The sequence below is a fragment of the Methanococcoides vulcani genome (assembly GCF_900111645.1).
Classification (GTDB): domain Archaea; phylum Halobacteriota; class Methanosarcinia; order Methanosarcinales; family Methanosarcinaceae; genus Methanococcoides; species Methanococcoides vulcani.
The window spans coordinates 35752-62703 of the sequence record NZ_FOHQ01000003.1 but is presented as its reverse complement, the minus strand read 5'-3'; the positions used below and the strand labels follow the sequence as shown (position 1 = coordinate 62703).

Below are 26952 nucleotides of genomic sequence, written 5' to 3'. Positions count from 1 at the left end.
TGATAGCAGATATTGACTTATTAGATCCGGATAATATTATTTGTGATCGGGAGGATACTTTGGATAATAAATGCTGGATATGTGGCAAACAGGAACTTATGATGTTTACCTGTCGTCATTGTGGCAAAACGTTTTGCTCAGACCACCGACTTCCTGAAAGACATGCCTGCGAGGGCCTTGATCGCAATGCAGGATATTCTTCAGGGACGTCAGGGAACTATAACAGAAGCAACACCGGAGGTCAGGCATACGGACCGGAAATGGATGACGTTATAAAGAATATGATGAAGGATGCAGCCAGAACTGCTGCAAAAGGAGCAGCTACAGGTGCAGTTCACAGGACAAGGTCATCAATATCGACAAGTCCGTCAATGGCCATTATATTCATCTGCATCATTTCATTCTTCCTTGAGCTGATACCAGGCTATGTGGATTTCTTCCAGCTTGTCCCGAACACGATATTCTTAAAGCCCTGGACCTTGATAACTCACATGTTCCTGCATGCCAGTTTCGGGCATATATTATTTAACATGCTGGTATTGTTCTTCTTCGGAAGAGAACTGGAAAGACGCATCGGAAAGGACATGTTCCTGTATGTTTACTTCATCTCAGGAGTTGTAGCAGCCCTTGGATATGCCCTGACAAGCAGTGTCAGCTACCCTATGGTCGGAGCCAGCGGTGCTATCATGGGAGTTTTCGCGACACTTACTATATTAGCCCCTGATATGCAGGTATATGTCTACTTCATACCTATGAAGATCAAATATGCGCTCTTGCTCTTTGTACTGCTTGACTTTGCGTTAATAGGAGCTCCTGACATGATCGCCCATACTGCACACCTCAGTGGTGTTCTGGTAGGACTTTACATGGGAATTCGGATCAGGAATACCAGAAAACAACGCAGAAGAGCAGAGTATGATCCTCGAAGGTGGTGAATCTGAAAACTGATAACCGCCACCTTGCAAGATACCGGCCAAGACCTGAAGAAGGGGAAGAGATACCCATACAATTTATTGAAATGGAAGAAAAGATCGCAGGCTGGTCACCTGAACTTAAAAGGACCATCTACCTCACTGCACCATGCAATTATGATCCTGACAAGCTTAAACGTGTGCGTGAGGTCTTTCTTCTTAAAGTATACAACTGGTTGCTTGATGGAATAAGTGTAATAGAACTATCACACACAGAACGCATCCAGTTCGAAGATGTGCTGAATGATTTTCTGCTCTACGGAGGAGAATTGCGTTATACAAGAAAAAAACAGGGCAAAAAGGCCATCAATCATTTCAGGCTTGAAGACCGGCCTGTTGAAGTACGTGCAAAAAGAAGTTCTCTTGAAGAAATATTGTAAACCTTTATTGTAAGATCTGATACTGATCTTTGATATTCTTTTTGAGATCATTGTTTGGTATTATTTTTTAAGGATCTCCTCAACATCGAGTGGGTAACTAAATTTATTTACATCTACCTTTCAAGCGTCATGGAATTCAAAGAACTAATGCAAATCGCAATCGAATGAGCAAAAATACCACATCACAATTAAAGGATTGTGCAGGGAGATGATCTACAATTGTGAATATTTGCTTGCAGGACGTTAAAATTACCCACTCGATGTTAAAGAGAACCATTTTTAATATTGGTTTTTGAAACCGTCAAACATTATAACAAACAATAAGCTTTATCCATTAAGTTGGCATTAAAGATACATCAAATTTCTATCATTTATTGTTCATGATCTCTTAAGAGGTGCTATTTATGGAAAATGATCCATTCAAGGAAATTCAGAGACAGATCGAGGGACTTAAGCGTCAGCTACAGGAAAAAGATGAAAAGATCATGGACCTGGATGGTCAGATCACTGAGTTGACAGCTTACATTAATATGCTTCATGAAAGGTTCACGGGTCTTTCTCTGGAGATGAGCGAGCTATTTGATTCCAATCCTTCTAAAAAGCGTGGAACATATGCAAGGGATTCAATTGTGTATCACTCTGGATCTGAAGAAAAGGAATAATATCTTTCAATTCTTTTTTTTAACTACGTACATAGTTAATGCTTTAAGGCAGCCAAGGTATAGTTAAAATATGAGTTTCCTGAAGCTGCCGGATCACAAGACTAAGATAGTATGCACCATCGGACCTGCTTCTTCTTCGGAAGAGGTCTTGCGTGAACTTATACTGAATGGGATGAACGTTGCGAGGATCAATTTCTCCCATGGCAGTTTTGAAAGCCATGGCAAGGTCATCCGTACGATCAAGAAGCTATGCAAGGAGCTGGATGTTGTTGTTTCCATTATGGCAGATCTTCCGGGCCCGAAGATCCGTGTGGGCCAGCTTCAGGATGAGCCTCTGAACCTGCAGAAAGGGGATAAGGTTAAACTGACCACTGATAAGATCGTAGGATCAGGTGATCTGATCCCTGTGGATTTTGATAAACTTCCCTATTGTATTGCAAAGACCTCAGACGTTTACTTCAATGATGGCTTCATCCAGATGAGATGTAATGGTGTTTGCAGCAATGAAGCTGAATGTGAGGTCGTTGTTGGAGGCCTGCTTTCCTCTCATAAAGGTGTTAACCTGCCCGGAACCGACCTCTTGCTTGATCCTGTTACAGAAAGGGACCTTGAGATCGTGGATTTTGTTTTAGATGAAGGGGTGAACTGCTTCAGTGTATCCTTCATTGTGAGGGGAACCGATATCCAGAAGGTGAGAGATCACGCTGCTAAAAAAGGTCGTTCTGTTTTCCTTGTAGCAAAGATCGAGAGAAGTCAGACCCTGAATAACATTGATGACATAATGGATGTGACCGACGGCCTGATGGTTGCACGTGGTGATCTTGGAGTAGAGATCCCAATAGAAGAAGTCCCGATCGTCCAGAAGGAACTGATCCATAAAGCAAATCTTCGCGGAATTCCGGTGATAACCGCAACCCATATGCTTGAGTCCATGACCGAAAATATCAGACCCACTCGTGCCGAAGCAACCGATGTGGCAAACGCTATCCTCGATGGGACCGATGCTGTGATGTTATCCGGTGAGACAGCCGTTGGAAAATATCCGGTAGAGACCGTAAAGACCATGGTCAATATTGCAAAGAAGACCGAGATGTGGCGTACTAGCACAGGTTTTGGTCTTGACCTTATCAGAAAAGGCATCGACGAGACTACGATGAACATCAGTGATGTCGTTTCAGTTCAGGTGCACGAAGCGATCAAGAGGCTTCCCATAAAATACGTTGTAATACCTACATATTCCGGTGGCACTCCAAGACGTATCTCAAGGTTCAAGCCCGATGAATGGATCATTGCTATGAGCCATCTTGATATGACCTGTGAACAACTGGCATATTCCTATGGTGTATATCCTGTTAAAGTGACGGATGGATCCGAAAGTATTGAACAGAAGGCCAATGAGTCCCTGAGATCGAAGGGTATAGGTGACCCAGGTGACATGATAGTCCTGACCCAGGGTCACACAGGTGGCACAAACCTTCTGAAGATAATCGAGCTTACGTGATCTAATTGAATAGAATTGAACTGAACTGAACCAAATTTGATTGATTTGAACTTAATCGGTCTGGTCTGTTGAACCAGACCTGATGTTCGAAGTTAAAGTATGCTCTCCAAAAGCAGCTGTGAGATGTCCTGCATATCTATCTCTTCATTTTTTTCATGGCACACGTTTTCCAGATGATGATAACAGAACGGGCAGTAGGATACGGTGCCATCAGGCGTATCTTTTAAATGTTCAATGGCAAGCATTGCAACCTTTGATGATATCTCCGGGAAATTTGGTTTCACTCCAGCCGGACCACCACAGCAAGCCCTTTTCCTGTCAAAAATCTCCCGAACCTCAACACCCATCGATGAAAGGATCTTCCTGGGGATGTCGGACATTTCCATGATAGCACAGGCATCCCTGACAGATACCGTCTTATTCAGCTTCTTTGGGGTAAGTTTTCCTTCATCAATGAGTTGATCGAAAAGTGAAAGTGAATAGATCACTTCAAAATTCGGTTCCCTGAAGAGTTTCGGATATTCTTCCTTAAGGACCGTATAGCATCCCGGGCATGAAGCAATTACCCTCTTTATTCCAAGGGATTCGATATATTCCACATACTTTTTGGCGTGTTCCTTAGCTTCTTCAAGATGACCGTTGTCTATCAGGAAAAGACCACAGCACGTCTCATCCGGAATGGTTCTCGGTGTTATGCCTCCGGCATTCAGTATCCTGATGGTGGAGCGGGCGATATTCTGATGTGCAAATGCTATCCAGCAGCCTGCCATGTAAGCTACATCCGAGCTATCTTCAAACTCAAGTTCATCGGTGACCCAGGAGTTTCGAACTGAAGCATCTTTCCTTCCCGGACTTCCTGCCTCGAAAATGTTCCTGCATATCTGTGTGGTTCTGGCAGGTTCTTTTTCCTGTTTTGCCAGTATTTCCCTTTCTCTCTGTATAATATCCGTGATCGGGATGTTCATGGGGCAGACATCATCACAGGCACCGCAACGGGTTGAAAGGTAAACATCATTGATTTCTTCCTGCTCAAGTTCGTCACCATCGATCAGCTTCTGGAGCAGCATTATCTTCGATCTTGGCGTGTACTTATTGTCTGTCACTTTTGCAATATGGCAGACATCATAGCATTTTCCACAATCGATACAATGATCCACAGCAAGCAGGTCTTCGTCCATTTAATTGCTCCTTTGTTCTTCCGATGGCATCATATATCTCCTGATACATCAAGCCTTGTATGGGATCACTGCTCATCTTTATATTTATTATTATTTTCATCAGTGTCCTCACGATCAGATTCCATGTCACCCCTTTCCTGACCCTTATAGCAGCTGCATTCATATTTGGCATACTCAGTGGTATGAGCGAATGGCTGGTCCAGTATGTCACCGGGGGTGCAGGACGTATTTTCTCCCTTCTGGGAATCCCTATCTATTGCGGAGCAGTGATAGGCCAGATACTGAGGCACGGACACTTTATTGAAAAGATCGTGGAGGATGTGAAACGAACCATTAAAACTCCTGATATGGCTGCAGGAGTGGTAGGGTATCTTCTTTCCATTCCACTTATGTGCTGTCTCACCGCATATGTTGTGATGCTTCCTCTTATTGAACAGATGGAGAAGGAACATTCTTCAGGTGGAAGACTTTTCTACATGGCAGCCTTCGGAAGTGTGCTTTCATTCGTACTTATCCTGCCATTACCTGTTGTTTACAGCATGGCCACCACTTTTGGAGTTCCGGGATCGGAGAGCTTTGGTATCAATCTCATAACTGTTCCTCTTTCCCTGTTCCTTCTCGGTATCGGTTATGTTGTCTCGAAAAGACTTAGCAGGAATCAGCAACACCCGGTTCCGGAACTTGAAGGACTGGTAGAACCTGTTATGCTTTCCCTGCCCCGATGGAAGGTCTGGTTGCCCATAGCACTGCCTGTTTTCCTGATAACGATCGGTTATCTTTTCTCTCCGCTCTCAGCCATCAGTGACGTGAATATTGCCCTTGTTATCTCAGTGTTCGTTTCACTTCTGCTCGTCAGTGAAGGACCTCGCAGAATTGCACTTGAGAAAGGGACCAAGAATGCAGGTATCATACTCTTCGACCTTTGCGGCGCAGGTGCCCTTGGTTTTGTGATATCCGCAAGCAGTTTCCCGGATGAGGTCTTTGCCCTGATATCCGGTATCTTTCCGGTAGTGGTGATACCCTTTGTTCTGGCAGTCCTCATACAGACGGCCCAGGGCTCCCGTGTGGTCACAGCGGTTATCACAGCAACCATTCTCGCCGGTACAGACATTGTTGCTTCGATCCCGACCATTCCCCTCATACTGATGATCTCAGCCGGTACACTGGTCGTTTCATATGTGAGCGATCCTTATTTCTGGTTGGTGCAGCGCTCCACAGGAGACTCCATACCCACTGTTGTGCGCAGGTTCACTCTTCCTCTTGCAGGTGCCGGAGTTCTGATCTTCTGTTGTGCCATGGTACTTTCCATTGTTGGATGAAACAGGCAGGATAACTCTAAAATCCTATCAGGTCAACCTATAATGTATGCTGTCGGATAGGATAGTAGTTACTAAAGGTGACATTGTAGAGTTGGATGTCGATGCCATCGTAAATGCTGCCAATAACTCTCTTCTGGGGGGCGGCGGAGTGGATGGTGCCATACATGCAGCAGCAGGACCACAGCTTCTTGAAGAATGCCGGACCCTGAAAGGCTGTCCTACGGGAGAGGCAAAGATCACTTCGGGCTATCGTCTTCCTGCAAAGTGGGTAATACACACCGTCGGTCCGATCTGGAGGGGGGGCACTTCCGGGGAAGATGAAATGCTGGCTCGCTGTTATCGTAACAGCCTGAAGCTTGCGGTAAGGAATGGTGTGAGAACGATCGCCTTTCCTTCAATAAGCACAGGTGCATACGGATTTCCTGTGGACAGGGCTTCCAGGATAGCAGTAAGGGAGATCGCTGATTTCCTTGGGAAGGATAGTTCTATCGAGAAAGTTCTGATCGTTTGTTTTAATGAAAGAGCATTTGATAGCTATTCCCGCGCCCTTGAGGAACTGGTGGCAGAAAAAAGTCATGATTAACATGCCGATTTCCATGATCCTTTGTTGTAATATGGATATATGGATGTGAAAATTTCAATCTCTATCCCATATTGCCAGAATTCCACCAACTGTAAGTAATGCTCCCGGGATGATCCACCACATCCAGAAGAATAGGTCAAGTCCAATTATGCCGGATACCAGCATCAATCTGCCACCCTTTTTCATGTCTGTTCTAGCAATATTTCCTCCGGCAATTCCCAGTATGCTCAATGCCGGTGCTATGAGGCCAAAACCCAGAACTATAAAGGTTGAGATGCCGAAAACCGGGCTGGGGGCATATTCTATAATTCTGCTGCCAAATCTCAAATTGAACGCTGCAACCAATAATGTGGATGCAGAAGCGGCAACTCCAAAAAAGGCGCCAGTAACTCCTAATATTATTGCAGTTTCCTTGCTCATATTATTTGTCCACTGTTATCCCGCTTCCTGACCATATAGTAATACAATACCGCACCTATGAAATTCAGGAAAACTAAGGCAACCGACCAGATCAATTTATCATACTCCCCTTTACCGGGAAAATGATCTGTGCTCCTTTGCAGACAGTCGGCTAACATGAAAAACCAGAAAACAAAGGCGATTGCAAAGATTCCCCATAATAGCTGGCCTATGTGAAATGTGAAAACAAGTATCGAGAAAAATGCTATAAGTCCAACGATCGTCCATTCTGAATTGCTTTTGCTCACCTGCATGTCCCCTTGTTATTATATTAGATCATCCATTCTATTTCTTTCAGATGTTAATACGTTCCAATATGCATTACATTGTAATAATTTTATCCCCAAATCATAAAATAATACATTTAAATACAATCATTTGGTCATTGCTTGAATATTTTAATCCTGACGTTATGGTTTCTGATAAATCTGTGCATCAGGTAATCTATATAGCACAATGAAACCTCACAATGAACTACTGGTCAACAGAGGTTGTAAAAATGATAGATATAATATCTGATAACCTCTTGTTATGGTTGGGCTTACACCTAAATTTTGTTCGTACAGTAAGCGTTTTCGCAATTTATAATTTGAGAGTTATACAAACATGTAATAATCACTGACCGCTGCATCCCTCTTCTTGAGATGTGTGTCTATATTTGTTTCCTTTCGTGTGAATAATGAAATTTAAATCAAAAGAATTACGGAAGATTTTTACTTTCATCCCAAAAGGCTTCCTGAGGTGTTGGAGAAGTACGAAAATTATGCAGTTATTTCTAATCTTGCCGTTTCAACAGACACGATATCCTGAAACGATTTAAAAAACTAAATGAAGGGAGCATTGTTGTCAATAACTTACCGTTCCAATCCAGTACAGTAACCTGTACATTATGCTTGATCATTCCTTTTTGATCTTCAAACCAGATCATCAAGATGTTTCTGCATCTCATTCCGGATTTCCTGTTCATTTCCATTACTGATAATTCAAGACCGGGAACCCGGCTGCAATAATTATTTATTCAGAAATCCCCAAAATGACATTGGTGAAGCTGTTGGTGGAAAGGTTTGAAAAATAAAAAAGAGAAGAGAGCTTTTTTATTCCTTTTTCAATAAAGAAGCTAAAATTTCAAATTCAAGTACAGACGTTAGTGATGCACTGCTATTTGTAAACTCATTAAAATTTGCTGGAAAACGCTCAGTTGCATTAACTGCCGTTGTTTGATTGTTTTTATAATTGTTTCTCTGCCCATATCATAGTTGCCTTACCAATCATTTCAGACCAGTTATCAAATGAGGTATTGTCCCTGATGTACGCGTTGAATTTTTCATCGTTTTTATCGATATCTGAATAAGCAATCCCGATAAGTCCTTCACAGGCATCTATAAATTGTTGAACAGTACTAAATCCAAAGAAGGTGTATGTTCTCATAAACGATTCATCTAATAATTCATCGAGTGACACTCTAGCTGCAATTTTTTTCTGAAACTCTTCTAATTCTTTGTGTAACTTAACTAACTCAACGATGTCAGATTCTACCATAAAATCACTCCCTTACAAGTAAACAATTATTCGTATTTTTTACATATATACCTAACTTTGCCACTCAAAATAAATATAAGTGTTCTTATTTGGTTTGCATGTTTTGATCGACTTAATTTATGATTAAGATCTCTGCGCTGATTCACGATTGGAAATGCATGAGGAGGGAATTTTACCACATATAAATGTATCATATGATGTCGTTTATATGAGTTTAAACTGAAATTAGCGAACTACTGTATTTAGTTATTATCATAAAGTGCAAAGGATAAGGAGTGGATGCCTATGGTCACTAAAGAAGATGTGATGGAAGTTCTTAAGAAATGCTACGATCCCGAAATCCTGATCAATATCGTGGACCTTGGATTAGTTGTACGATGTAGATGCTGAAGGCGACCGAGCCCATATCAAAATGACCCTGACAACGCCAGGTTGCCCAATGGCTGCAGTGATTCTGGATAATGTCAAGCAGAAGGTTGAATCGATTGACGGTATAAAGAAGGCAGAAGTCGAGTTGGTCTGGGATCCTCCATGGACACCTGATCGGATATCAAAAGAAGTGAAATACGACTGAGAATGAAATAATGGAAAAATATGACTTAGTTGCTCCATGAGGTGATTTCCGACTTATTTTTTATGTAGATCAAAGAACTTGCAATCTACTTATCCACGATTTACTTCGATACGTTTGCTTTTCTCCATAACATATTCTCTTTATTATCAATGCACTCTATACCTCCTCTCTCATTCAGGTCTTCAAGTATTTCTATCAGATCCGATTGTTTTATAGTTATACTGTAGCAGGCATCAAACTCGTTACAAATTTGCTTGGGGGTTAAACTCCTGTCAGCAATTATCTTTTCGGTAAATCCTACGAGATCTTCGTAAGCAGCCCATGGGTAAACGATCCAGCGCCATTTAACTATCTTTTTGGCATAATAATCCGGCACGAAATCCGAACATATTTTATGCTGGAGGACTGCCGTTTTGATCTCTGCCGGTTTAAGGCATTTCAGGTATTCTACGGCAAGACTTAGCGTTTTACCCGTATCTGTAACATCATCAACAACAAGGATATTTTTACCATGAATATCAACAGAGAGTGGAAACTTGAGCTTTGCCGTCTCTTGAATGTCTGCTGCCCTTTTGTAGTGCTCGATCTTTATTGTTGTCAGGTCATCAAAAAGCAGAAAATCGCATACAAGCCTGGCAGGTACATACCCACCTCTACCTATCGCAATTATGATGTCAGGCAAATATCCAGAATCTTTTATTTTTTTAACAAGTATTTTAGCAAGGCTATGTGCTTCTCTAAAACCCATCAAATCACATTTAAATGAGGTGTGGTCAGCAGGTGGATATTTATTTGCAGCTGCCATTGACATAGAATATATTAGCATTCTATAAAAAATGTTTCGAATATTGATTTTTATACTTAGTTTTGACCTTGCCAATATCCCAACATCATAATAGTCTCTGCTGGATTCAAACTTCTCATTACCAAAATCTTCCAGCTACTTTTCCACGGGTCTTGCAACTGCTCTTTTGCCGGAGCAGCCACCACAACTAACAAATCTCATGACTTCTATATAATCCATTTCTTCAAAGGCCATTTTGCCCGATGTTGCTACTTTGAAATCCGTATTTCCGGGTAAACGAAATTTCTACACATTTCTATATTCGACCTCTCTAACAGAAACTCGATTATTGGAGGTTAATCTCTCTTATCAATATCAAGAGGGAAAAAGATCTGTTCAAATGCACAGCCCTTTCTACGTAAGCTCATTTCAAAAAGTAGTTATTGTTTTACAGCTCTGACAACCACAAAGGACCCTTTCCCATGGCCTGACCCTACAGGTTCTAAATACTGTATATCCTTCAGGTCCCTGAAGATGGTCTGGGTGAAATAAAAGTCATCAAAACCCGAACTTTTAAGCAGCTTTACGACCTCCTCCACAGAATAGAAAGTGGCAATTTCATAGAATACACTTTTCTTCTTTTTCTCCTGATATGATCTGCCAACAGAGCTGTTCTTATCTATAAACCCTATAATAAAAGAACCATCAGGATTCAGGATCCTCTTTACTTCCCTGAATGCAGATTTAATATCATCCAGAAAACAGATAGTTGTGACCATTAATACAAGGTCGAAACTGGAATCTGCAAAAGGTAGTTGTTCAGCCACACCATAGATTCCCTCGATACCCCTGTTGCGGGCGATATTCAACATTCTGGGAGATGGGTCCACACCAAAATGAATTCCCAATGGAACTGCAAACCTGCCTGAACCAACACCGATCTCGAGTCCTCTTGCATATGGTGGCATATTAACCCTTAATGCTCCAAGCTCTGATTCATAGACAGGCCTGTTCTCCTCGAACCAGTTATCATATTTACATGTATACCTTTCAAATGGTTTGATTTTTGCCATGGAAAATAACCAAACAGTAGTGTTACTTACTTTGCTGTAAATTTATCCCGTACCCCTATCTATCCTTAGCCTTGTATCGATAAATAACTATTTCCTGTAACCGGTGTGGTTGAAGTAAAGGGCACACCAATTGTAAATCCGGGTGAAACTGCAGGAGTGCTTACCGGTAGAAGGACAGTTGCTCTTCTTGATCCTGAGACAATTGAGATTGAGATAATTGATCTCATATCTTCTTAGATCATTTTTCTTTTTTCCTTTTATGATGTGCTTATAATGAAGTTTTGTCCATCTTGGAACATCTCTGTGCTTTCAGTTCCATTGATGTCTTTTTTTGTTCAATCAATTGCAATATTTTTCAGGAAATTTTTCGAAACATTAAAGTATGGTACTTGTTAACAATTACCATTATCCGAGCTTGCTACGTGTTAGCAAGCATCAATCAAAATAATGGCAAGTGGTAGTAATGTTAGGTATCGATGATCCTCAAATATGGTTAGCATATGTCCTGTGCATTGTAAGTGCACTGGGATGTATGGTCTATGGGCTTTTAAAGTGGAACGAAGAAGAGGACGAGGAGTGCTAAGATGGCGGTCAGTACTTCAACTCTGGGAATATTTGTCCTGATCTATATGCTCGCTGTGTTCTATTGTGGCTGGCTTGCATACAGGAGAACTAAAGAGGTCGACGACTATATGCTCGCCGGAAGGAATGTCAATCCTTACATTCTTGCACTTTCCTATGGTGCAGCTTTTATCAGTACGGCTGCGATCATTGGTTTTGGTGGTGTGACAGGAACACTTGGTCTGGGAACCCTCTGGCTCGTGTTCATGAACATCTTTGTAGGTATCTTTATTGCATTCATTTTCTTCGGTTCAAGGACAAGAAGGATCGGTGTGAACCTTAATGCTGTTACATTCCCCGAACTTCTGGGAAGACGATTCCAGTCACGTTTCATTCAGGGCTATTCCGGTGCTCTTATCGCTTTGTTCATGCCTCTTTATGCAGGAATCGTCCTGATCGGCGGTGCAAGGTTCATGGAAACCGCACTTTCTGTCGATTATGATATTGCTGTCCTTATCCTGACAGTTATTGTTGCTGCTTATGTTATCACAGGTGGATTGCTTGCTGTTATGTACACCGATGCACTTCAGGGAACCCTTATGCTCGGTGGTATGGCAGTCCTTCTGGCACTTACCTATGCAAAGCTTGGTGGTATCGTTGAAGCTCATCAGGCACTTACGGATCTTGCACCTCTTGTACCGGAATCACTGGCTGCAGGTGGTCATCAGGGATGGACAGCAATGCCGGTCTTTGGTTCGCCTATCTGGTGGACCATGGTGTCAACCATCATCCTTGGTGTGGGTATCGGTGTGCTTGCACAGCCACAGCTTGCAGTCAGGTTCATGACCGTTGACAGCAAGAAATCCCTGAACAGGGCAGTCTTTGCTGGTGGTCCTTTCATCCTCATGATGGCAGGAGTTGCATATATCGTAGGTGGACTTTCCAACGTTTATTTCTTTAATACTACCGGGATGCTTTCCATTGAAGTTGCAAAAGGAAATATGGACGTCATTATGCCCGAATACATCAACAGTGCAATGCCTGAGATGTTTGTCATAGTCTTCATGATAACCCTTCTTGCAGCTGCAATGTCAACCCTGAGCTCACAGTTCCACACAATGGGAACAGCCATCGGGCACGACTTCTATCGCGAGTTCCTGATGAAGGGTAATGCAGGAAAGACCGTCGACGTTACAAAAATTGGTATCTCAGTGACCATCCTGTTCAGTGTCATCCTTGCATACATTTTGCCAATCAGCATCATTGCAAGAGCTACTGCTATATTCTTTGGACTTTGTGCAGCAGCTTTCCTCCCGACGTATATGGGTGCACTGTTCTGGAAGAGAATGACCCGTGAGGGTGCAATTGCAAGTCTTATTGTTGGTACTTTCAGCAGTCTCTTCTGGCTTACTTTCATCCATGCAAAAGAAGCAGCACCTCTTGGTATCTGCCAGGCTATCTTTGGCACAGAGACATTGCTTACAGGCACATGGACAGTTATTGACCCGATCCTTGTGGCAACCCCACTCGCAATGATAGTTGCAATTGGTGTAAGTCTTGTTACGACTCCACCAGCAGTGGATCACCTTGAAAAGTGCTATGGAAATAATCGTTGAGAAGACATTTGAGAATATATTTAAGAACTTATCAGTTGCAGGCAATTTCGAGACCTGCATCTGACTTTTCATTCATTTTTTTATTATCTTTTTATTGTGTTCGTCCCCATAATTCTGCTATGGCATAACGATCGTAGGCATCCTTATATAGTTCCGGCCTGCAACATTATCTACCTGTTGAAAGAGGAGTAGACCTATGCCTGTAATAAGCCTGATAGGATGCAGGATGTTCGAAGATGAGATCGTTCATCTTGTTGAACATGATCCTTTGATAGATAACCTGATCGTGGTCGAGAACAAGGACTGCAGTGGCCTTGTACAGAAACTGGATGATATCGGTGTTTCTTACAAACTTGTGCCTGAAGCCAGCCTTGCATTCCGGTGCTCAGATCAATGTGCTGATCCTTATTGCTTTGTCATAAATATACTTGAATTTGCATTACATGCTGTACCATCCAACCTCAAGTCAGAGGTTTATTCAAAGGTCGAGGAAATGGCATCTTACTCAGAAGGAATTCTCTTATTTTACGGACTTTGCGGTAATGTCCTGGGTGACGTTGAAAGCGACCTCGGGGATCTTGAGTGCAAGATATGTATTCTCAAGGAAGAGAACGGTGAGATCATCGATGATTGCATCGGGGCAGTGCTTGGAGGCAGAGAGGCATATCTGCATCACCTCAAGAGTTTCAAAGGAATAGGTACCTTTTTCCTGACACCCATGTGGGCTGCAAACTGGGGAGATATGCTTGTTGCCGGTGGCTTCGGTAAGGACGCAAATGATGTTGAGACCTCTAAATTCGTTTTTGATGCAGTTGGCTATAAGAAGGTGGCAAAATTGGATACCGGACTGCGTTATGAAAAGAAGTTCGATGATATCGTAAAGGAGTTCGCCGAGATATTCGACTTTGATATCCTGAACATCGAGGGAGAGCTTGGCCTCATTGAAGGCTGCTACAGGAAGTTCCGTAATGAAGTCCTGAAAAGGGAACACTGATCAATAGAATTACCTGTTGCTTATCCCCTGCATAATATTATTAAGGTTGTGTTCATTACCTGAACTGTAAGATCCATCGATCTATAAATCCATTAATCCATATCTTTAGGGTGATCTTTCTTGAAACGAGTACTTGCCACAGGAACTTTCGATCTTTTGCATCCCGGACATGTTTTCTTCTTAAGTAGTGCCCGTGCTCTTGGTGATGAACTTTATGTTCTGGTTGCAAGGGATTCCATGATAAGGCACAAAGCAAAGCCCATTGTTCCTGAAGACCAAAGACTTAATGTAATAAGTGCTTTGAGGGTAGTTGATAAGGCATTACTTGGAAGTGAAAAGGATATTTTCGAGCCTTTGTATGAGATCGAACCTGACATCATCGTTCTTGGTCACGACCAGACCTTTGATATTGATGAACTCCAGAAAAGCCTGAAAGAAAAAGGTTTTCAGGCAAAGGTCACACGTATCGATGAATCCCTGAAGTGTCCACTATACAGCAGTGGGAGAATAGTCAATAAAATACTCGAGCGCTACTGCCAGGATAAAGCCTGATATTGGAACAGGACGTTGAGGCCGGATATTAGAGTCGAATGTTGAGATATAATATTTAGATCTGATATTGAGATACGGATCTAAAGAACCCTAAAAAAAATATATAAAATAAAAGGTTTAGAGGAGTGTTTCCTCTATCCTCTGAAGTGCTTCCCTTATCCTTTCCTGTGATGTAGCATAGGAGATCCTTATGAAATCCTTACTGCTTGCTCCGAATCCTGATCCCGGAGTTACTGCTACGTGTGCTTCCTGTAACAGTTTATCTGCTACTTCATCACCATTGCCGAACTCGCTTACATCGGCAAATGCGTAGAATGCACCGTCGGGTCTCTTGCACTTAAAACCAATTTTATTCAGACCATCGATAAGGATGTCACGTCTTGCTTTAAATTCCGTGATCATGTTATTGACAGGTTCCTGAGGTCCTTCCAGTGCTGCTACGCCACCAAACTGTGCGAAGGTCGTAGCACTGCTTACGGAGTGGGAATGAATCTTCTTGAAACCACTCATGAGTTCCGGTATAGCTGCCACGTAACCAAGTCTCCAGCCGGTCATAGCATATGCTTTTGAGAAACCGTTAACTGTTATGGTACGATCGTGCATCCCATCCAGTGAACCCATGCTGATGTGCTTTTTATCATAGATGATCTTCTCGTATATCTCATCGGAGATCACAAGCAGATCGTGGTCGATAGCAAGATCTGCAACTGTCTTGAGCATCTCTTTATCGTACACTCCACCTGTGGGATTACATGGGGAATTAACGATGATGAGCTTTGTCTTGTCAGTTACAAGTTCCTCAATTCCATAAGGCATGAATCCGTTGTCCGGATCAGTAGGTGCCCAGACGGGATTCGCACCTGCAAATTTGATGCAGGGGCTGTAGGATACCCATGAAGGATCAGGAAGGATAGCCTCATCATTGTCGTCGAGGACTGACATAATGATCTCAAAGATCGCCTGTTTTGCACCAGGAGTGACAAGTACGTCATTTGGTGTAAAATCAAGCTTGTTCTCATTTACCAGCTTGTTTGCAATTGCTTCCCTGAGTTCCGGAATACCGTCGGATGGTGCATAATGTGTTTCACCACGGTACATTGCGTCGGCGGCTGCCTTGCAAATATGTCCAGGAGTGTCAAAATCCGGTTCGCCGAGGCTGAAACTGATGATATCGATACCTTCACTTTTCAGCTTGTTGGCAGCGTTTGCGATTTTGATCGTTGCCGATTCTTCTACACGCTCAAGTCTTGATGATGGCATAGGAATTATCCCTCATTATATCGTTTTTAAAGTTCAAGTTGGAATTGTACAAGTTATTTAAGACGTCTGACAAGTTTTACAGCAGCTTCAACAGCGCGTTTTGCGTAATCCACACGCTGGTGTGCTTCCATGCGTGTCATGCCAGGTCCTGCAATACCAAGTGTTACTGGTTTGTCATATTCAAGTGAAAGATCAGTGATCTTCCTTGCAGCATGCTGGACAACGATCTCGTCGTGCTTTGTGGCACCTTCGATCACAATACCAATTGTGATCACAGCGTCGATGTCGTCTTTCTGACAAAGTTTCTTGATAGCAAGAGGCATATCATATACGCCAGGTACCAGAATGGTATCTGTGACCTCAGCGCCAAGGAACTTTGCATGCTCTGTTCCCAAAAGCTCCATCTGGTATGTCAGGTCCCTGTTAAACTCAGCTACAACAAATCCCAATCTAATAGGTTCACTATCACTCAAAGCATCAAACTCCTTTATAATGTCTAACTTATATTCTTCATTAAACATCAATCTTGCATATAAATATACGTATAGGCTATTGTTTCATCCGATTTCGTATCCCTATTATGCACGATATCATACACAAAAATGAGGACATGATACACAAAGATAAATAGAAATGCTTTCAAATACAAGCTGATGTTATCAAACGTTGCTATCCTGCTTATCGGCCTGACACTGTTGGTCAAGGGTTCGGATCTTTTTGTCAGTTCAGCATCTGCCATTGCAAAAAAACTCGGAGTTTCAGAGTTCATCATTGGACTAACTCTTGTTGCTATTGGAACTTCAATACCTGAACTTGCTTCTTCTGTAGCGGCGTCACTTTCACAATCAAGCGGGATAGTTGTTGGAAATATCGTGGGTTCGAATATTGCGAACATAGCTCTTATAATCGGCTGTGCTGCGATCATCTCGGTGGTGAAGACCGACTCAGAAATGCTGAAAAGGGATGGATACATCATGCTCTTTGCTTCCACTCTTTTCCTTCTTTTTGCATTTGATCTGCAACTTTCAAGAGCTGAAGCAGTTGTCCTTGTCCTTTTCTATGTCGCTTATATTTTCTTTTTGTTCGAGGATAAGTCAAAATATGAAACTAAGTCCCATTTCGTGGAGTTTATCGGTTATTTTGTCAAATTCAAATATGTAGAGTCTATGAACCACCGTATCAGAGAGGGAATCAATGACTTTAACTCCGATGACAAAAAAGAGAATAAAAAGGAACGCGGTGACACTTCCAAAGATCTTTTTATTCTCGCGGTTAGCGGAATCGCGGTGATATTTGGTGCCAAATACTTTGTTGAAGAGGCAATATTCTTTGCACAACTCTTTCAGGTTCCTGACACCTTTGTTGGTGTTACACTGGTTGCAGTAGGCACTTCACTTCCTGAACTAATGGTGACAATATCTGCTGCACGTAAAGGTTATGGGAACATTGCAATCGGGAATGTGATCGGTTCCAACATAACGAATATCTTTTTGGTCCTGGGAATCTCTGCATTTGTGTTCCCTCTCGAAATAACAGGACTTAGCATTATGTTCACAATACCGTTCATGATCATGATCAGTGTGATTCTTTTATGGTTCATCAATACTCACTGGGAGATAAGGAGAATTGAAGGAATAGCATTGATCCTGCTTTATGTGGTCTTCCTGATCTTGCTGTTCAGGTCCGATGTAGCTTTGTGATCACTGAACTATTATAAATTTTTCAATTGAGTTGCCCGATATTAATTGACTAATCCGGCATATTTAATAATCATCTAAATTGACTTATCAATTATTATTTTCTCATGAGTATACATCCTGGAAAAATGTACTGGGAACTTCTTATTATTAGGTTTGTAGATGATCTGTGGAAGAGCTGATCGATGAATTTTGCAACCCACAAAATATATAACACATAGTTTCACTGATTAGAGCCAACGAAATTAAGACCCCAATACGTTTTTATTCAACATTGAAAATGAATTCAATGTTAACTGGAGATTTTAGTATCCAAAGTCCAAAAAAGAAAATTGAAGTACGAAACCTAACTAAAATTTTTGGGAGAAAAACCAAAAATGCTCTTTTTCTCATCGAAAAGGGATTATCAAAGCGTGAAATTTTTGAAAAAACCGGACAGAACGTTGGACTCTACAACGTCAATTTTGATATCTACGAAGGCGAGATCTTTGTAATAATGGGCCTTTCAGGCTCTGGAAAATCTACTCTTTTGCGATGCATTAACCGCTTGATAAATCCAACTGACGGACATATCCTCCTCGATGGTAACGATGTTGCCACAGCAAGTTCTGAAGAACTGCGAGAGATGCGCAGGAAAAAGATGGGAATGGTCTTCCAGAATTTCGCACTTATTCCTCACAGAACAGTTCTGGATAATGTTGCATACGGTCTCGAGATACAAGGTGTATCAAAGGAAGAAAGGCATACTAAGGCAAAAGAAGCTATCGAAACCGTTGGCCTTAAAGGATATGAGGAAAGCAAGACCTCCCAGCTTAGCGGAGGGATGCAGCAAAGGGTCGGACTTGCACGGGCACTTGCAACTGATCCGGATATCCTCCTGATGGATGAAGCTTTCAGTGCTCTTGATCCTCTTATAAGAAGCGAGATGCAGGATGAATTGCTTGCACTGGAGGACAAGATGCAGAAAACGATCGTTTTCGTATCTCATGACCTTGATGAAGCCCTGAAACTGGGGGATCGGATCATGATCATGCATGATGGTAAGATCGCACAGATAGGCACTGCTGAAGAGATCCTTACAGAACCTGCAGATGATTATGTATCTAAGTTCGTAGCAGGTGTTGACCGGACTAAGATATTCACTGCAGAAGCGGTAATGAAACGTGCTGAACCTGTAGTATCAATCAACTCCGGTCCGAAAGTGGCTTTGAAATTGATGAGGGAACATGGTATATCTTCTATTTTTGTCGTGAACAGGGAAAAGCACGTTGAAGGCATCATTAAAGTGGATGATGCATTAAAAGGTTCAAAAGAAGGAAAGAGTATCAGGGACATTATGTCAGATGATGTCACTATAACTCATCCTGACACTCCTTTAAACGAACTTATCCCGGTAATAGAGAACAGTTCCCCCCTTGCGGTTGCAAAGGATGATGGAAAACTCCTTGGAGTTATTGTAAGGGGAAGTGTACTTGGTGCACTTGCGATCGAGGAGGTGTGATCAATGGCTATGCCTAAGATCCCGATAGGTGAGGGTGCAGAAACTCTGGTCAACTGGATCGATGATAATTTTGGAATGGCGCTGGATATTTTCAGTGATATGACCGATTACATGATATCTGGCCTTAATGATGTCCTCCTTTTGTTTCCTCCGATATTATTCACATTGATCATTGGAATTGCTGCATATTTTATCGGCAAGAAAGATTTAAAACTTGCAATTGGCAGCGTTGTCGGTTTGCTCCTGATAGACAATATGGGTCTATGGGAACTATCGATGGAGACGATCTCACTTGTGCTCTCATCGGCATTCCTTGCATTACTTGTTGCAATACCATTGGGAATTATTTCAGCAAAGAATGAATGGGCATTCCATGTGATCAAACCTATACTTGACCTGATGCAGACAATGCCTTCATTTGTGTACCTTATTCCTGCTGTCATATTCTTCGGACTTGGAAATGTACCCGGACTTGTTGCAACGATCGTATTCGCAATGCCTCCGGCTATCAGGCTTACAAACCTGGGTATCAGGCAGGTCCCGAAGGAACTGACAGAGGTCGCCGATGCATTTGGTTCGACCCCATTGCAGAAACTGGTCAAGGTGGAGCTACCAACTGCACTGCCGAGTATAATGGCAGGTGTCAACCAGTGCATCATGCTTTCACTTTCAATGGTGGTAATAGCTGCCATGATCGGTGCAAGAGGTCTGGGATATCAGGTCCTTATCGGTATACAAAGGGTCGATATCGGTCAGGGATTCGAAGCAGGACTTGGAATTGTGATCATTGCGGTCATACTTGACAGGTTCACACAACATCTTACGCCTAAGTAAGATGCATCTTTCTTTCATAGCGGCAATGCCGTATGATAACTATGCAAAAAATAAACTGGAGAATATTTTAAAGTTTGTGATATTTTGAAAAGTAAAATGAAATCATTTATGTTGATTCTAGTATTGATGTTAACTCTTTTTGCAGCTGGTTGTGCAGAGCAGGAAGAAGAAAAAACACCTCAAGGTGCAGAACCTGTTATCATTGGCTATCCTCCATGGGATGATGCAAGGGCAAATACTTTTGTCCTGAAGCAGGTCCTTGAGTCAGAAGGATACGAAGTTGAGGCCATAAATGCAGACCTTGGGGCTGTTTTTCAGGGTGTTGCCCAAGGAGATATCGATTTCTATGCAAGTGCATGGTTGCCCACGACCCAGGGTTTATACTGGGAAAGATATGGCAATGACCTGGATTATGTCAAGAACATAAGTACTGGTGCCAGGATCGGATTGGTTGTACCAACATATGTTACCATTGACTCCATAGACGAACTAAATGAAAATAAGGATAAGTTCAATGGCGATATACAGGGAATTGAGCCTGGTGCAGGAATAATGGCAACAACTGAAACTGTAGTTGAGGAATACAACCTTGACTATAAACTAAGGGCAAGCAGTACCGTTGGAATGGCAACCGAACTACAGGATTCAATAGACAATGAAGAGTGGATGGTTGTAACACTCTGGCAGCCACATTGGGCATTCGCACGCATGGACCTTAAATTCCTGGAAGATCCGGAGAATGTCTATGGTGACGGTGACAATCTTGTTATTGTGGCAAGAAAGGACCTATCAGAGGATAGGCCTGAAGTCTACGAAATTCTTTCAAGATATGAAATGGAGCTATCTGATATAGAGTCCATCATGCTGGACCTTGATCAGGGAATGACTTCTGAAGAAGCAGCTGCAAAGTGGATAGAGAACAATCCTGAAAAGGTAAATGAGTGGTTGGGCGAGTAATCCCCTTCCATTTTTCTTTTTGTTAACTTTTTGTTCTGTCCAAGAATATAATCACTTATAAATTACTTTTTATAAGTTCACATTTTATTTATTGTAGTGAATTTTGAGAGGTACCAATATAATATCATCAGTTTCAATATATTATGGTCCGATGTGATCACCACTTCAGGAAAACTTTTGCAAGCAATGAGCCCTTTCTGATGTAATATTTCCTGACCTCATCCTGCACGAACAACAATATTGCAAACGGCAGTGCAAGTAGAAGGTATTCCACCGAAACAGGTGCTGTTCCAAATATCGTGTTTGCGAACGGATAGAACATTATCATGGAAAGTATCAACAATTCACTCACGATCGCCAGTAGTATTATCTTGTTAGTGAACAGGTTCTTTGATAATGCTGATTCCACTCTTGTGCGGGATACGAGCAGGTTTGCTATCTGGCAGATTATGACCGCAGCGAAAAATGCCATTATGGCCTGCCTGTAAAGAAGTTCATTGCTTAGCAAGGCCTGTCCCCAGGTCCAGCCCCCTCCCATAAGTACTGCAAAATAACAGGTGAAGCCTGCCAGAGCTTCGATCGGTCCTTTCAGTCCATAGGATGTCAGAAGTACCTGCGGTGTCAGGAGCTTTTCAGATCTTGATCTAGGAGGCCGCTTCATTATATCCCCTTCACCTTTCTCAACAGCCAGGGCCAGTGCCGGAAGTATATCTGTACCAAGGTCGATAGCAAGGATCAACTGCACGTTCATAGGCAGGGGGATCGAAAGCAGAACAAATGCAATGAATGACAGTATTTCCGGAATGTTGCTTGTAAGAATGTAGGCAATGAACTTCTTGATATTATCGAAGACGGTCCTACCTTCTTCCACCGCATTGACGATGGTGGCAAAATTATCATCAAGAAGTATCATGTCAGCAGATTCTCTTGCAACATCCGTACCGCTTCCCATGGCGACTCCCATATCTGAGTTCTTTATTGCAGGAGCATCATTGACACCATCCCCGGTCATGGTCACGATCTCTCCCATTGCCTGAAATGCCTGTACGATCTTCAATTTCTGAACCGGGGATGTTCGCGCGAATATAATATCCGGAGCCTTTAACTTTTCTGAAAGTTCATCAAGTGGTAATTCATCCAGCTCAGCACCTGTGATCATCACCGGCTCATGGTCATTATTACTGAAACCCACGGTCTTTGCGATCGAAACGGCAGTTACCGGATGATCCCCTGTTATCATTACTACCTTAATTCCGGCCCGGTGGCATTTATGAATAGCATCTTTGACCTCCGGCCTGGGTGGATCCACCGCTCCGGTAAAACCGATGAAGGTAAAACCGGTGTCGTATTCGACCTCCTCTTCTGCCCTGCGATATGCAAGAGCAAGCACACGTTCCCCCCTCTCAGCGATCTTCAGGTGCATGTCAAGGAGGTCGTTCCTGTCATCTTCTGTAATAGGTACCTCGTCCCCGTTCATCAGGACGTGGTCACACATTTTAACAACAACCTCACTTGCTCCTTTCAGGTAGGATTCCTGCTCACCCGTATCAGTGTGGTAAATGACCTGCATCCTTTCTTTCATGGAATCGAACGAATACTCCTTTAATCGAGTATTATTTTCCCGCATCACATCAATATCCGTGAATTTTGATGCGTACATCAACAAAGCACCTTCAGTGGGATCTCCCTTATATCCCGCAGGTCCTTCAGTGAGTCTTGAATTATTGCAAAGTACTGCTACTTTCAATAGAATGTCCAGTGGAACTTCCCCATTGCTCACATCGATCTGTTCAAAACCCAAGGTCATCGAATGTATCGCCATTTTGTTCTGGGTCAGTGTCCCGGTCTTATCAGTACAAATGACCGTGGTCGATCCAAGTGTTTCCACTGATTCGAGCTGTTTGATAAGCGCATTCCTTTTTGCCATTCTTTTTGAGGCCAGGCTTAAGGCCAGTGTCACAGTTGGAAGCAGTCCTTCAGGGACATTAGCAACTATGATGCCTATCGCAAAAATGAGATTTAACAGGAAGAGGTCCTGTATCACAAAGCCGATCGTAAAGAAGGATATACCCAGAAATATTGCGATTATGGAAATGATCTTGATGAAAGTGTTAAGCTCTTTGCGAAGAGGTGTTTCAACTGATGTTGTCTGTTCCGTCAGTGTTGCAAGCTTTCCCATCTGTGTATTCTGGCCGGTTCCATAAACAACAGCTTTTCCGTTACCTGTTAATACAAGCGTGCCTGAGAATATCATATTCCTGCATTCGAGTACGTTTGGATGAGTGCATTCAAGTGAGCGTAACTGTGGCTCAGCCTCTCCGGTCAGTGACGAATTGTCAACCTTTAAAGTATTCTCTTCAATGAGCCTTCCGTCAGCAGGGACCTTGTCGCCTTCCTCAATGAATATGACATCTCCTACAACCAGTTCAGATGCCAATATTTCCTTAATTTTTCCATCCCTCAGAACCTTGGCAACAGGAGGTATAAGCTGGCGGAAACTCGCCATTCTGTTCGGTCTGGTATTCCTGTATAAAGGTAAAAGTGGCATTAAGAATGACAACTCCAAAAAGGGCAATAGCGATGTACAGGTTTCCTTTTCCGGGATCCAGCAGTTCTGCTGTATATGAAAGCAAAGCCCCTGTAATAAGCAGGATCGAGAAAAAATTGCGGAATTGCTTTAAGTACTTCTTGAGAGTTGATTCGCGACCTATATTTTCAAGAATATTCTTTCCACATATCTCCAACCTTTCCAGGGCTTCAGCTGATGTTAATCCTTCAGTGTCAGCATCGAACCTTTTGAGAAATTCTTCAAGAGAGATGCTATGCTCATCGCCTTTTGCCCCGCAATCAGGAACTTCATTGTTGAGTATAATGTTACCCCCATACTCTCAACATATTTGTACATATAACTGTAATAATAGGATATAGATTGTTCCATCTGATCAAAAAACGGTGCATAAAATGTTCAGATCAATTTTTCTCCAGAAACATATAGTATAATTGATAATTTTACAAAAACTAATATAGTATTCCTGCTAATATCTGTAAACAATTAATAAGTTCGGGGGGGGTACTGGGTGTTCGAACGTAAATGCATAATTATTGCTGGTGAAGAAGCGGGTCCAAAGTCCAATAAGATGGGCGGTATATGGAATGTTATTGATGCGGAAGTAAAGAATCTTGCTCAAATGCTTGAAGACGGGACCATAGACGAGGAATCAACTCCAAGGATCTTTGTTGCGTGTCCTTATTATGGATATAGTGGCTCGGATTGGAACAAGGGTCTGAACCGTATCACAGATATGAGTGAGTTCGAAGATTTTGTTCCCGATGAAGGATTTTCAACTATCATCGAAAAGCTCCGGGAAAAAGGTATAGAACTTATTGTTGGAGCCAGAAAGGTAGAAGAGATAGAAATTATCTACCTGATGTTCAGGACCAATGATTTTTGCAGGACTCTCATTGAATATAAAGGAAAACATATCTGTCTGGAAAATAAGATAAAAGCTGAAGCATATGATATCATTGGTCTTGATTCCCTGTCATATGAGGGTATGGGTAACAGGACCGAATATACGCATTACCTAAATCTTTCGTATGCAATATCCGAATTTGTTCATACTCTTGTAGCTCTCAGGGAAGAAAAAGCGAGGACCTATGGGGATGAACTAATTTCAGAATTTGCCAGCTCCCTGATACCTTCATGGCATGTTTCATTACACTGCCACGAGTTCGGTGTCTTTTATGCAATTGCCAGACTCAAGAAAATTGGTGTTCCGATAAATTCAGTTGCAACTTATCATGCAACTATTCCCGGTAGAGTTGCAGGACATCTTTCTATCCAGAAAATACGTGATAATGATAGTTCATGGGGCGATGGGGTTCCAAAAAATATGGCAACCCTTGAGTCGTTGTCCTCATATGCAGATGTTGTAACTGCTGTGGGAGATTCTACAAAAAAAGAGATCAAATTGTTCTATGATATTGATTCCATTATTGTGAGGAATGGTATCGATCTTGACATAGAAGACATTGATGAACTATGGGATAAAAAGCTAAAATGCCGTACTAAGATCCAGGAGCTAACTTCCAGTAAACTTTACAATACCCATAACAGCGTAGAACTTTCACCGGAAAGGATCATTCCTATCTTCTCCATATCAAGGATCGAAATTGAAAATAAAGGCTATCCTGACCTGCTGGATTCACTTCTTCTTCTTGACAGGATGGTAAGAATAGAGGTCGAAGCCGGCAGGCTTAATGAAAACTACAGGGTTGTGTGTTTCATCATAACTGCCCATGGTCCAAAAACGAATCTGCCGGAAAATTTCCCGATCATGCTCAATGAAGAGGTACTGATCGGCGAAGAGTTGCGGATACAAAGAATGATAGAGAGCCGGGGACTTGAATGTTCCAGACTTCCAGGTGGTAGCAGGTATGTTTCTGCTGTTCTTTACCCCCAGTGGTTGTCAGCGAAAGATGGCGGTTTCAACATGACGGTCGATGAGTTCATGGCTGGCTGTATTGCCGGTATATTCCCTTCACGATACGAGCCTTTCCTGTTAACCGGTCTTGAGGCAGGAAAGGAAGCAACTCCCAGTATTGTCAGCAAGGTTTGTGGATTCAGTGATGCATTAAAAACTGTCAAGCGACTTGTGATGGGAATGGGGGGAGTATTGGTAGTTGATAATATCGATCAGGCCTATCTTGAAACGATAGCAGATTATGCACTTACCATGTATTACTTCATAGATACTTACACTGACGATAAGACAAAATATAATTTCCTATGCCAGGAAGCAAATCTCCTTGCCAAGGATATGAACTGGAAGGAGCCTACTAAGCAATACTATGAGATGCTGACAGGTACAAAACCGAAAAATGAGCTAAAGGACCTGTAAAAGAAAAGCATTGCTCTTATGAAAGTAACTAAATGGATTTATATTAGGGATGTTGGGAAAAATGTCAGAGATACGTAAACATTATTTTCTGGATGAATATTGCATAATAGCACCCGGAAGAAGTAAAAGACCTTCAGTGTTCAAAGCAGAAAAGAAAGAAGAGGCATCCAATAAATGTGTTTTTTGTGCCGGTGAAGAAGACAAAACTCCTCTTGCAACTGCTGTTTATAAAAATGGTAGCATCCTGAAGGATTCCGAAGGTTCAAGGGTAACAAGATGGGATATGCGTTGCATACCAAATCTTTATCCTGCACTTGCTCCGGATGCCAGTGAAGTTAATTCCGATCTCGATGTGACCCCAGGCTATGGTTTTCATGAAGTTATAGTCGAAACACCTTTGCATGAGAATGTGACACCTGATCTTTCCGACGAAGAGATGACATTACTTATGAAGGTATATCAGGATCGCGTAATGCACTACGAATCCATGGACAAGATAGAATATGTTTCACTTTTCAAGAACTGGGGAGAAAAGGCAGGTGCATCTCTGGAACATACACATTCCCAGCTAATAGCAATGCCTATCAAGCCTCCGGTTTTAATGGAAGAAATGAAGGCCATCGATTCATATTCAGGATGCCCTTATTGTGATATTGTAGAGAAAGAAAGCAAAAGTGAGAGACTCTTATATGAAAATGAGCATTTTCTGGTTATAACACCTTATTGCTCAAAAGTTCCATATGAGATGTGGATCCTGCCTAAGGTACATACAAATCATATCTCAGGGTTCGACCAGGACCAGTTGAGCTCTCTTGGAAAGGCAATTCATTCTGCTCTATCAGGTCTATGGAACAATATTGGAGAGATCCCTTACAATTACATGTTCTATCAGCTAAGGGATGAAACTGGATATCACTTTAACTTAAAGATCCAGCCAGTTACAACTAAGACAGCGGGATTTGAGAAAAATACCGAGGTATTCATCAATACAATGCCGCCGGAAACGGCTGTGAATTATCTTCAGGGTGATTTTTGAAGCCATTCCAAATGATAATT

General features: G+C 42.2%; 28 protein-coding genes and 1 pseudogene. 18 read left to right on the top strand and 11 right to left on the bottom strand.

What is annotated here, in order from left to right:
- Window positions 1-59: 59 nt before the first annotated feature.
- From BMX02_RS05660 to pyk, 4 genes are all read left to right on the top strand, one after another.
- On the top strand, window positions 60-935 hold the full coding sequence (locus tag BMX02_RS05660) for a rhomboid family intramembrane serine protease (RefSeq protein ID WP_091689733.1): 876 nt from the start codon (window positions 60-62) through the stop codon (window positions 933-935).
- The gene (locus tag BMX02_RS05655) at window positions 932-1351 is read left to right on the top strand and encodes a hypothetical protein (protein ID WP_244625155.1); all 420 of its coding nucleotides are present in this window, start codon (window positions 932-934) and stop codon (window positions 1349-1351) included. The genes BMX02_RS05660 and BMX02_RS05655 overlap by 4 nt, the downstream gene beginning before the upstream one ends.
- Window positions 1352-1755: 404 nt before the next feature.
- Window positions 1756-2013 carry a hypothetical protein gene (locus BMX02_RS05650; RefSeq protein WP_091689732.1) on the top strand — a complete coding sequence of 86 codons (258 nt, stop codon included), beginning with the start codon at window positions 1756-1758 and terminating at the stop codon, window positions 2011-2013.
- A 79-nt stretch (window positions 2014-2092) separates the two neighbouring features.
- The gene (pyk, locus tag BMX02_RS05645) at window positions 2093-3514 is read left to right on the top strand and encodes a pyruvate kinase (RefSeq protein ID WP_091689921.1); all 1422 of its coding nucleotides are present in this window, start codon (window positions 2093-2095) and stop codon (window positions 3512-3514) included.
- Between the two features lie 92 nt (window positions 3515-3606).
- Here the strand turns inward: pyk and BMX02_RS05640 are convergent, their stop codons facing one another.
- Window positions 3607-4692 carry a (Fe-S)-binding protein gene (locus BMX02_RS05640; RefSeq protein WP_091689731.1) on the bottom strand — a complete coding sequence of 362 codons (1086 nt, stop codon included), beginning with the start codon at window positions 4690-4692 and terminating at the stop codon, window positions 3607-3609.
- A 59-nt stretch (window positions 4693-4751) separates the two neighbouring features.
- Between BMX02_RS05640 and BMX02_RS05635 the strand changes: the two genes are divergently transcribed.
- Entirely contained in the window at window positions 4752-6011 is a 1260-nt protein-coding gene (locus BMX02_RS05635; protein WP_091689730.1) for a GntP family permease, read from the top strand.
- 46 nt (window positions 6012-6057) lie between these two features.
- On the top strand, window positions 6058-6594 hold the full coding sequence (locus BMX02_RS05630) for an O-acetyl-ADP-ribose deacetylase (protein ID WP_091689729.1): 537 nt from the start codon (window positions 6058-6060) through the stop codon (window positions 6592-6594).
- 54 nt (window positions 6595-6648) lie between these two features.
- Here the strand turns inward: BMX02_RS05630 and BMX02_RS05625 are convergent, their stop codons facing one another.
- The 3 genes from BMX02_RS05625 to BMX02_RS05615 all read right to left on the bottom strand — a co-directional run bounded on the left by BMX02_RS05625 (window position 6649) and on the right by BMX02_RS05615 (window position 8592).
- A complete protein-coding gene (locus BMX02_RS05625; protein WP_091689728.1) occupies window positions 6649-7014 on the bottom strand; it encodes a hypothetical protein in 366 nt (121 codons plus the stop codon).
- Window positions 7011-7307 carry a PLDc N-terminal domain-containing protein gene (locus BMX02_RS12240; protein ID WP_280176521.1) on the bottom strand — a complete coding sequence of 99 codons (297 nt, stop codon included), beginning with the start codon at window positions 7305-7307 and terminating at the stop codon, window positions 7011-7013. Before BMX02_RS12240 ends, BMX02_RS05625 begins: the two co-directional genes overlap by 4 nt.
- A 973-nt stretch (window positions 7308-8280) precedes the next feature.
- Window positions 8281-8592, bottom strand: coding sequence for a hypothetical protein (locus BMX02_RS05615; protein ID WP_091689727.1), 312 nt, complete (start codon window positions 8590-8592; stop codon window positions 8281-8283).
- 370 nt (window positions 8593-8962) lie between these two features.
- Here BMX02_RS05615 and BMX02_RS05610 point away from each other — a divergent pair, with 370 nt between their 5' ends.
- The gene (locus BMX02_RS05610) at window positions 8963-9166 is read left to right on the top strand and encodes a metal-sulfur cluster assembly factor (protein WP_244625157.1); all 204 of its coding nucleotides are present in this window, start codon (window positions 8963-8965) and stop codon (window positions 9164-9166) included.
- 100 nt (window positions 9167-9266) lie between these two features.
- Here the strand turns inward: BMX02_RS05610 and BMX02_RS05605 are convergent, their stop codons facing one another.
- The 3 genes and pseudogenes from BMX02_RS05605 to BMX02_RS05595 all read right to left on the bottom strand — a co-directional run bounded on the left by BMX02_RS05605 (window position 9267) and on the right by BMX02_RS05595 (window position 11023).
- Window positions 9267-9971 carry a phosphoribosyltransferase gene (locus BMX02_RS05605; protein ID WP_167879311.1) on the bottom strand — a complete coding sequence of 235 codons (705 nt, stop codon included), beginning with the start codon at window positions 9969-9971 and terminating at the stop codon, window positions 9267-9269.
- Between the two features lie 135 nt (window positions 9972-10106).
- Window positions 10107-10232 (bottom strand): annotated as a pseudogene (locus tag BMX02_RS12365) (CGGC domain-containing protein); the annotation flags it as partial.
- Between the two features lie 158 nt (window positions 10233-10390).
- Entirely contained in the window at window positions 10391-11023 is a 633-nt protein-coding gene (locus tag BMX02_RS05595; RefSeq protein ID WP_091689726.1) for a class I SAM-dependent methyltransferase, read from the bottom strand.
- 105 nt (window positions 11024-11128) lie between these two features.
- Here BMX02_RS05595 and BMX02_RS12235 point away from each other — a divergent pair, with 105 nt between their 5' ends.
- The 5 genes from BMX02_RS12235 (at window position 11129) to BMX02_RS05575 (ending at window position 14746) form a co-directional block, all read left to right on the top strand.
- On the top strand, window positions 11129-11260 hold the full coding sequence (locus BMX02_RS12235; RefSeq protein ID WP_280176522.1) for a metallophosphoesterase family protein: 132 nt from the start codon (window positions 11129-11131) through the stop codon (window positions 11258-11260).
- 226 nt (window positions 11261-11486) lie between these two features.
- Window positions 11487-11606 (top strand): symporter small accessory protein, encoded by a 120-nt coding sequence (locus tag BMX02_RS12290; protein ID WP_330217372.1) that lies wholly within the window; start codon window positions 11487-11489, stop codon window positions 11604-11606.
- A 1-nt stretch (window position 11607) separates the two neighbouring features.
- A complete protein-coding gene (locus BMX02_RS05585; RefSeq protein WP_091689725.1) occupies window positions 11608-13200 on the top strand; it encodes a sodium:solute symporter family protein in 1593 nt (530 codons plus the stop codon).
- 196 nt (window positions 13201-13396) lie between these two features.
- Entirely contained in the window at window positions 13397-14194 is a 798-nt protein-coding gene (locus BMX02_RS05580; protein WP_091689724.1) for a DUF1638 domain-containing protein, read from the top strand.
- 120 nt (window positions 14195-14314) lie between these two features.
- Window positions 14315-14746 carry an FAD synthase family protein gene (locus BMX02_RS05575; RefSeq protein ID WP_091689723.1) on the top strand — a complete coding sequence of 144 codons (432 nt, stop codon included), beginning with the start codon at window positions 14315-14317 and terminating at the stop codon, window positions 14744-14746.
- A 117-nt stretch (window positions 14747-14863) separates the two neighbouring features.
- Here BMX02_RS05575 and BMX02_RS05570 read toward each other — a convergent pair whose 3' ends face one another.
- Window positions 14864-16006: a pyridoxal phosphate-dependent aminotransferase gene (locus BMX02_RS05570; RefSeq protein WP_091689722.1), complete on the bottom strand. Its 1143-nt coding sequence runs from the start codon at window positions 16004-16006 to the stop codon at window positions 14864-14866.
- A gap of 53 nt (window positions 16007-16059) precedes the next feature.
- Window positions 16060-16479, bottom strand: a complete 420-nt coding sequence (gene ribH, locus BMX02_RS05565) for a 6,7-dimethyl-8-ribityllumazine synthase (RefSeq protein ID WP_177165253.1) — start codon at window positions 16477-16479, stop codon at window positions 16060-16062.
- A gap of 180 nt (window positions 16480-16659) precedes the next feature.
- Between ribH and BMX02_RS05560 the strand changes: the two genes are divergently transcribed.
- The 4 genes from BMX02_RS05560 to BMX02_RS05545 all read left to right on the top strand — a co-directional run bounded on the left by BMX02_RS05560 (window position 16660) and on the right by BMX02_RS05545 (window position 20995).
- A complete protein-coding gene (locus BMX02_RS05560; RefSeq protein WP_177165252.1) occupies window positions 16660-17706 on the top strand; it encodes a calcium/sodium antiporter in 1047 nt (348 codons plus the stop codon).
- 286 nt (window positions 17707-17992) lie between these two features.
- Window positions 17993-19204: a quaternary amine ABC transporter ATP-binding protein gene (locus BMX02_RS05555; protein ID WP_091689720.1), complete on the top strand. Its 1212-nt coding sequence runs from the start codon at window positions 17993-17995 to the stop codon at window positions 19202-19204.
- A gap of 3 nt (window positions 19205-19207) precedes the next feature.
- Window positions 19208-20038: an ABC transporter permease gene (locus tag BMX02_RS05550; protein ID WP_091689719.1), complete on the top strand. Its 831-nt coding sequence runs from the start codon at window positions 19208-19210 to the stop codon at window positions 20036-20038.
- A gap of 126 nt (window positions 20039-20164) precedes the next feature.
- Window positions 20165-20995, top strand: a complete 831-nt coding sequence (locus BMX02_RS05545; protein WP_244625189.1) for a glycine betaine ABC transporter substrate-binding protein — start codon at window positions 20165-20167, stop codon at window positions 20993-20995.
- 157 nt (window positions 20996-21152) lie between these two features.
- On the opposite strand, the gene BMX02_RS05540 is transcribed toward BMX02_RS05545, so the two are convergent.
- Window positions 21153-23501 carry a cation-translocating P-type ATPase gene (locus BMX02_RS05540; protein WP_342707202.1) on the bottom strand — a complete coding sequence of 783 codons (2349 nt, stop codon included), beginning with the start codon at window positions 23499-23501 and terminating at the stop codon, window positions 21153-21155.
- On the bottom strand, window positions 23440-23814 hold the full coding sequence (locus BMX02_RS12285) for a cation-transporting P-type ATPase (protein WP_342707207.1): 375 nt from the start codon (window positions 23812-23814) through the stop codon (window positions 23440-23442). Before BMX02_RS12285 ends, BMX02_RS05540 begins: the two co-directional genes overlap by 62 nt.
- A 258-nt stretch (window positions 23815-24072) precedes the next feature.
- Here BMX02_RS12285 and BMX02_RS05535 point away from each other — a divergent pair, with 258 nt between their 5' ends.
- Window positions 24073-25896, top strand: coding sequence for a glycosyltransferase family protein (locus tag BMX02_RS05535; protein ID WP_091689717.1), 1824 nt, complete (start codon window positions 24073-24075; stop codon window positions 25894-25896).
- 61 nt (window positions 25897-25957) lie between these two features.
- Window positions 25958-26932: a galactose-1-phosphate uridylyltransferase gene (locus tag BMX02_RS05530; RefSeq protein WP_091689716.1), complete on the top strand. Its 975-nt coding sequence runs from the start codon at window positions 25958-25960 to the stop codon at window positions 26930-26932.
- Window positions 26933-26952: the final 20 nt, after the last annotated feature.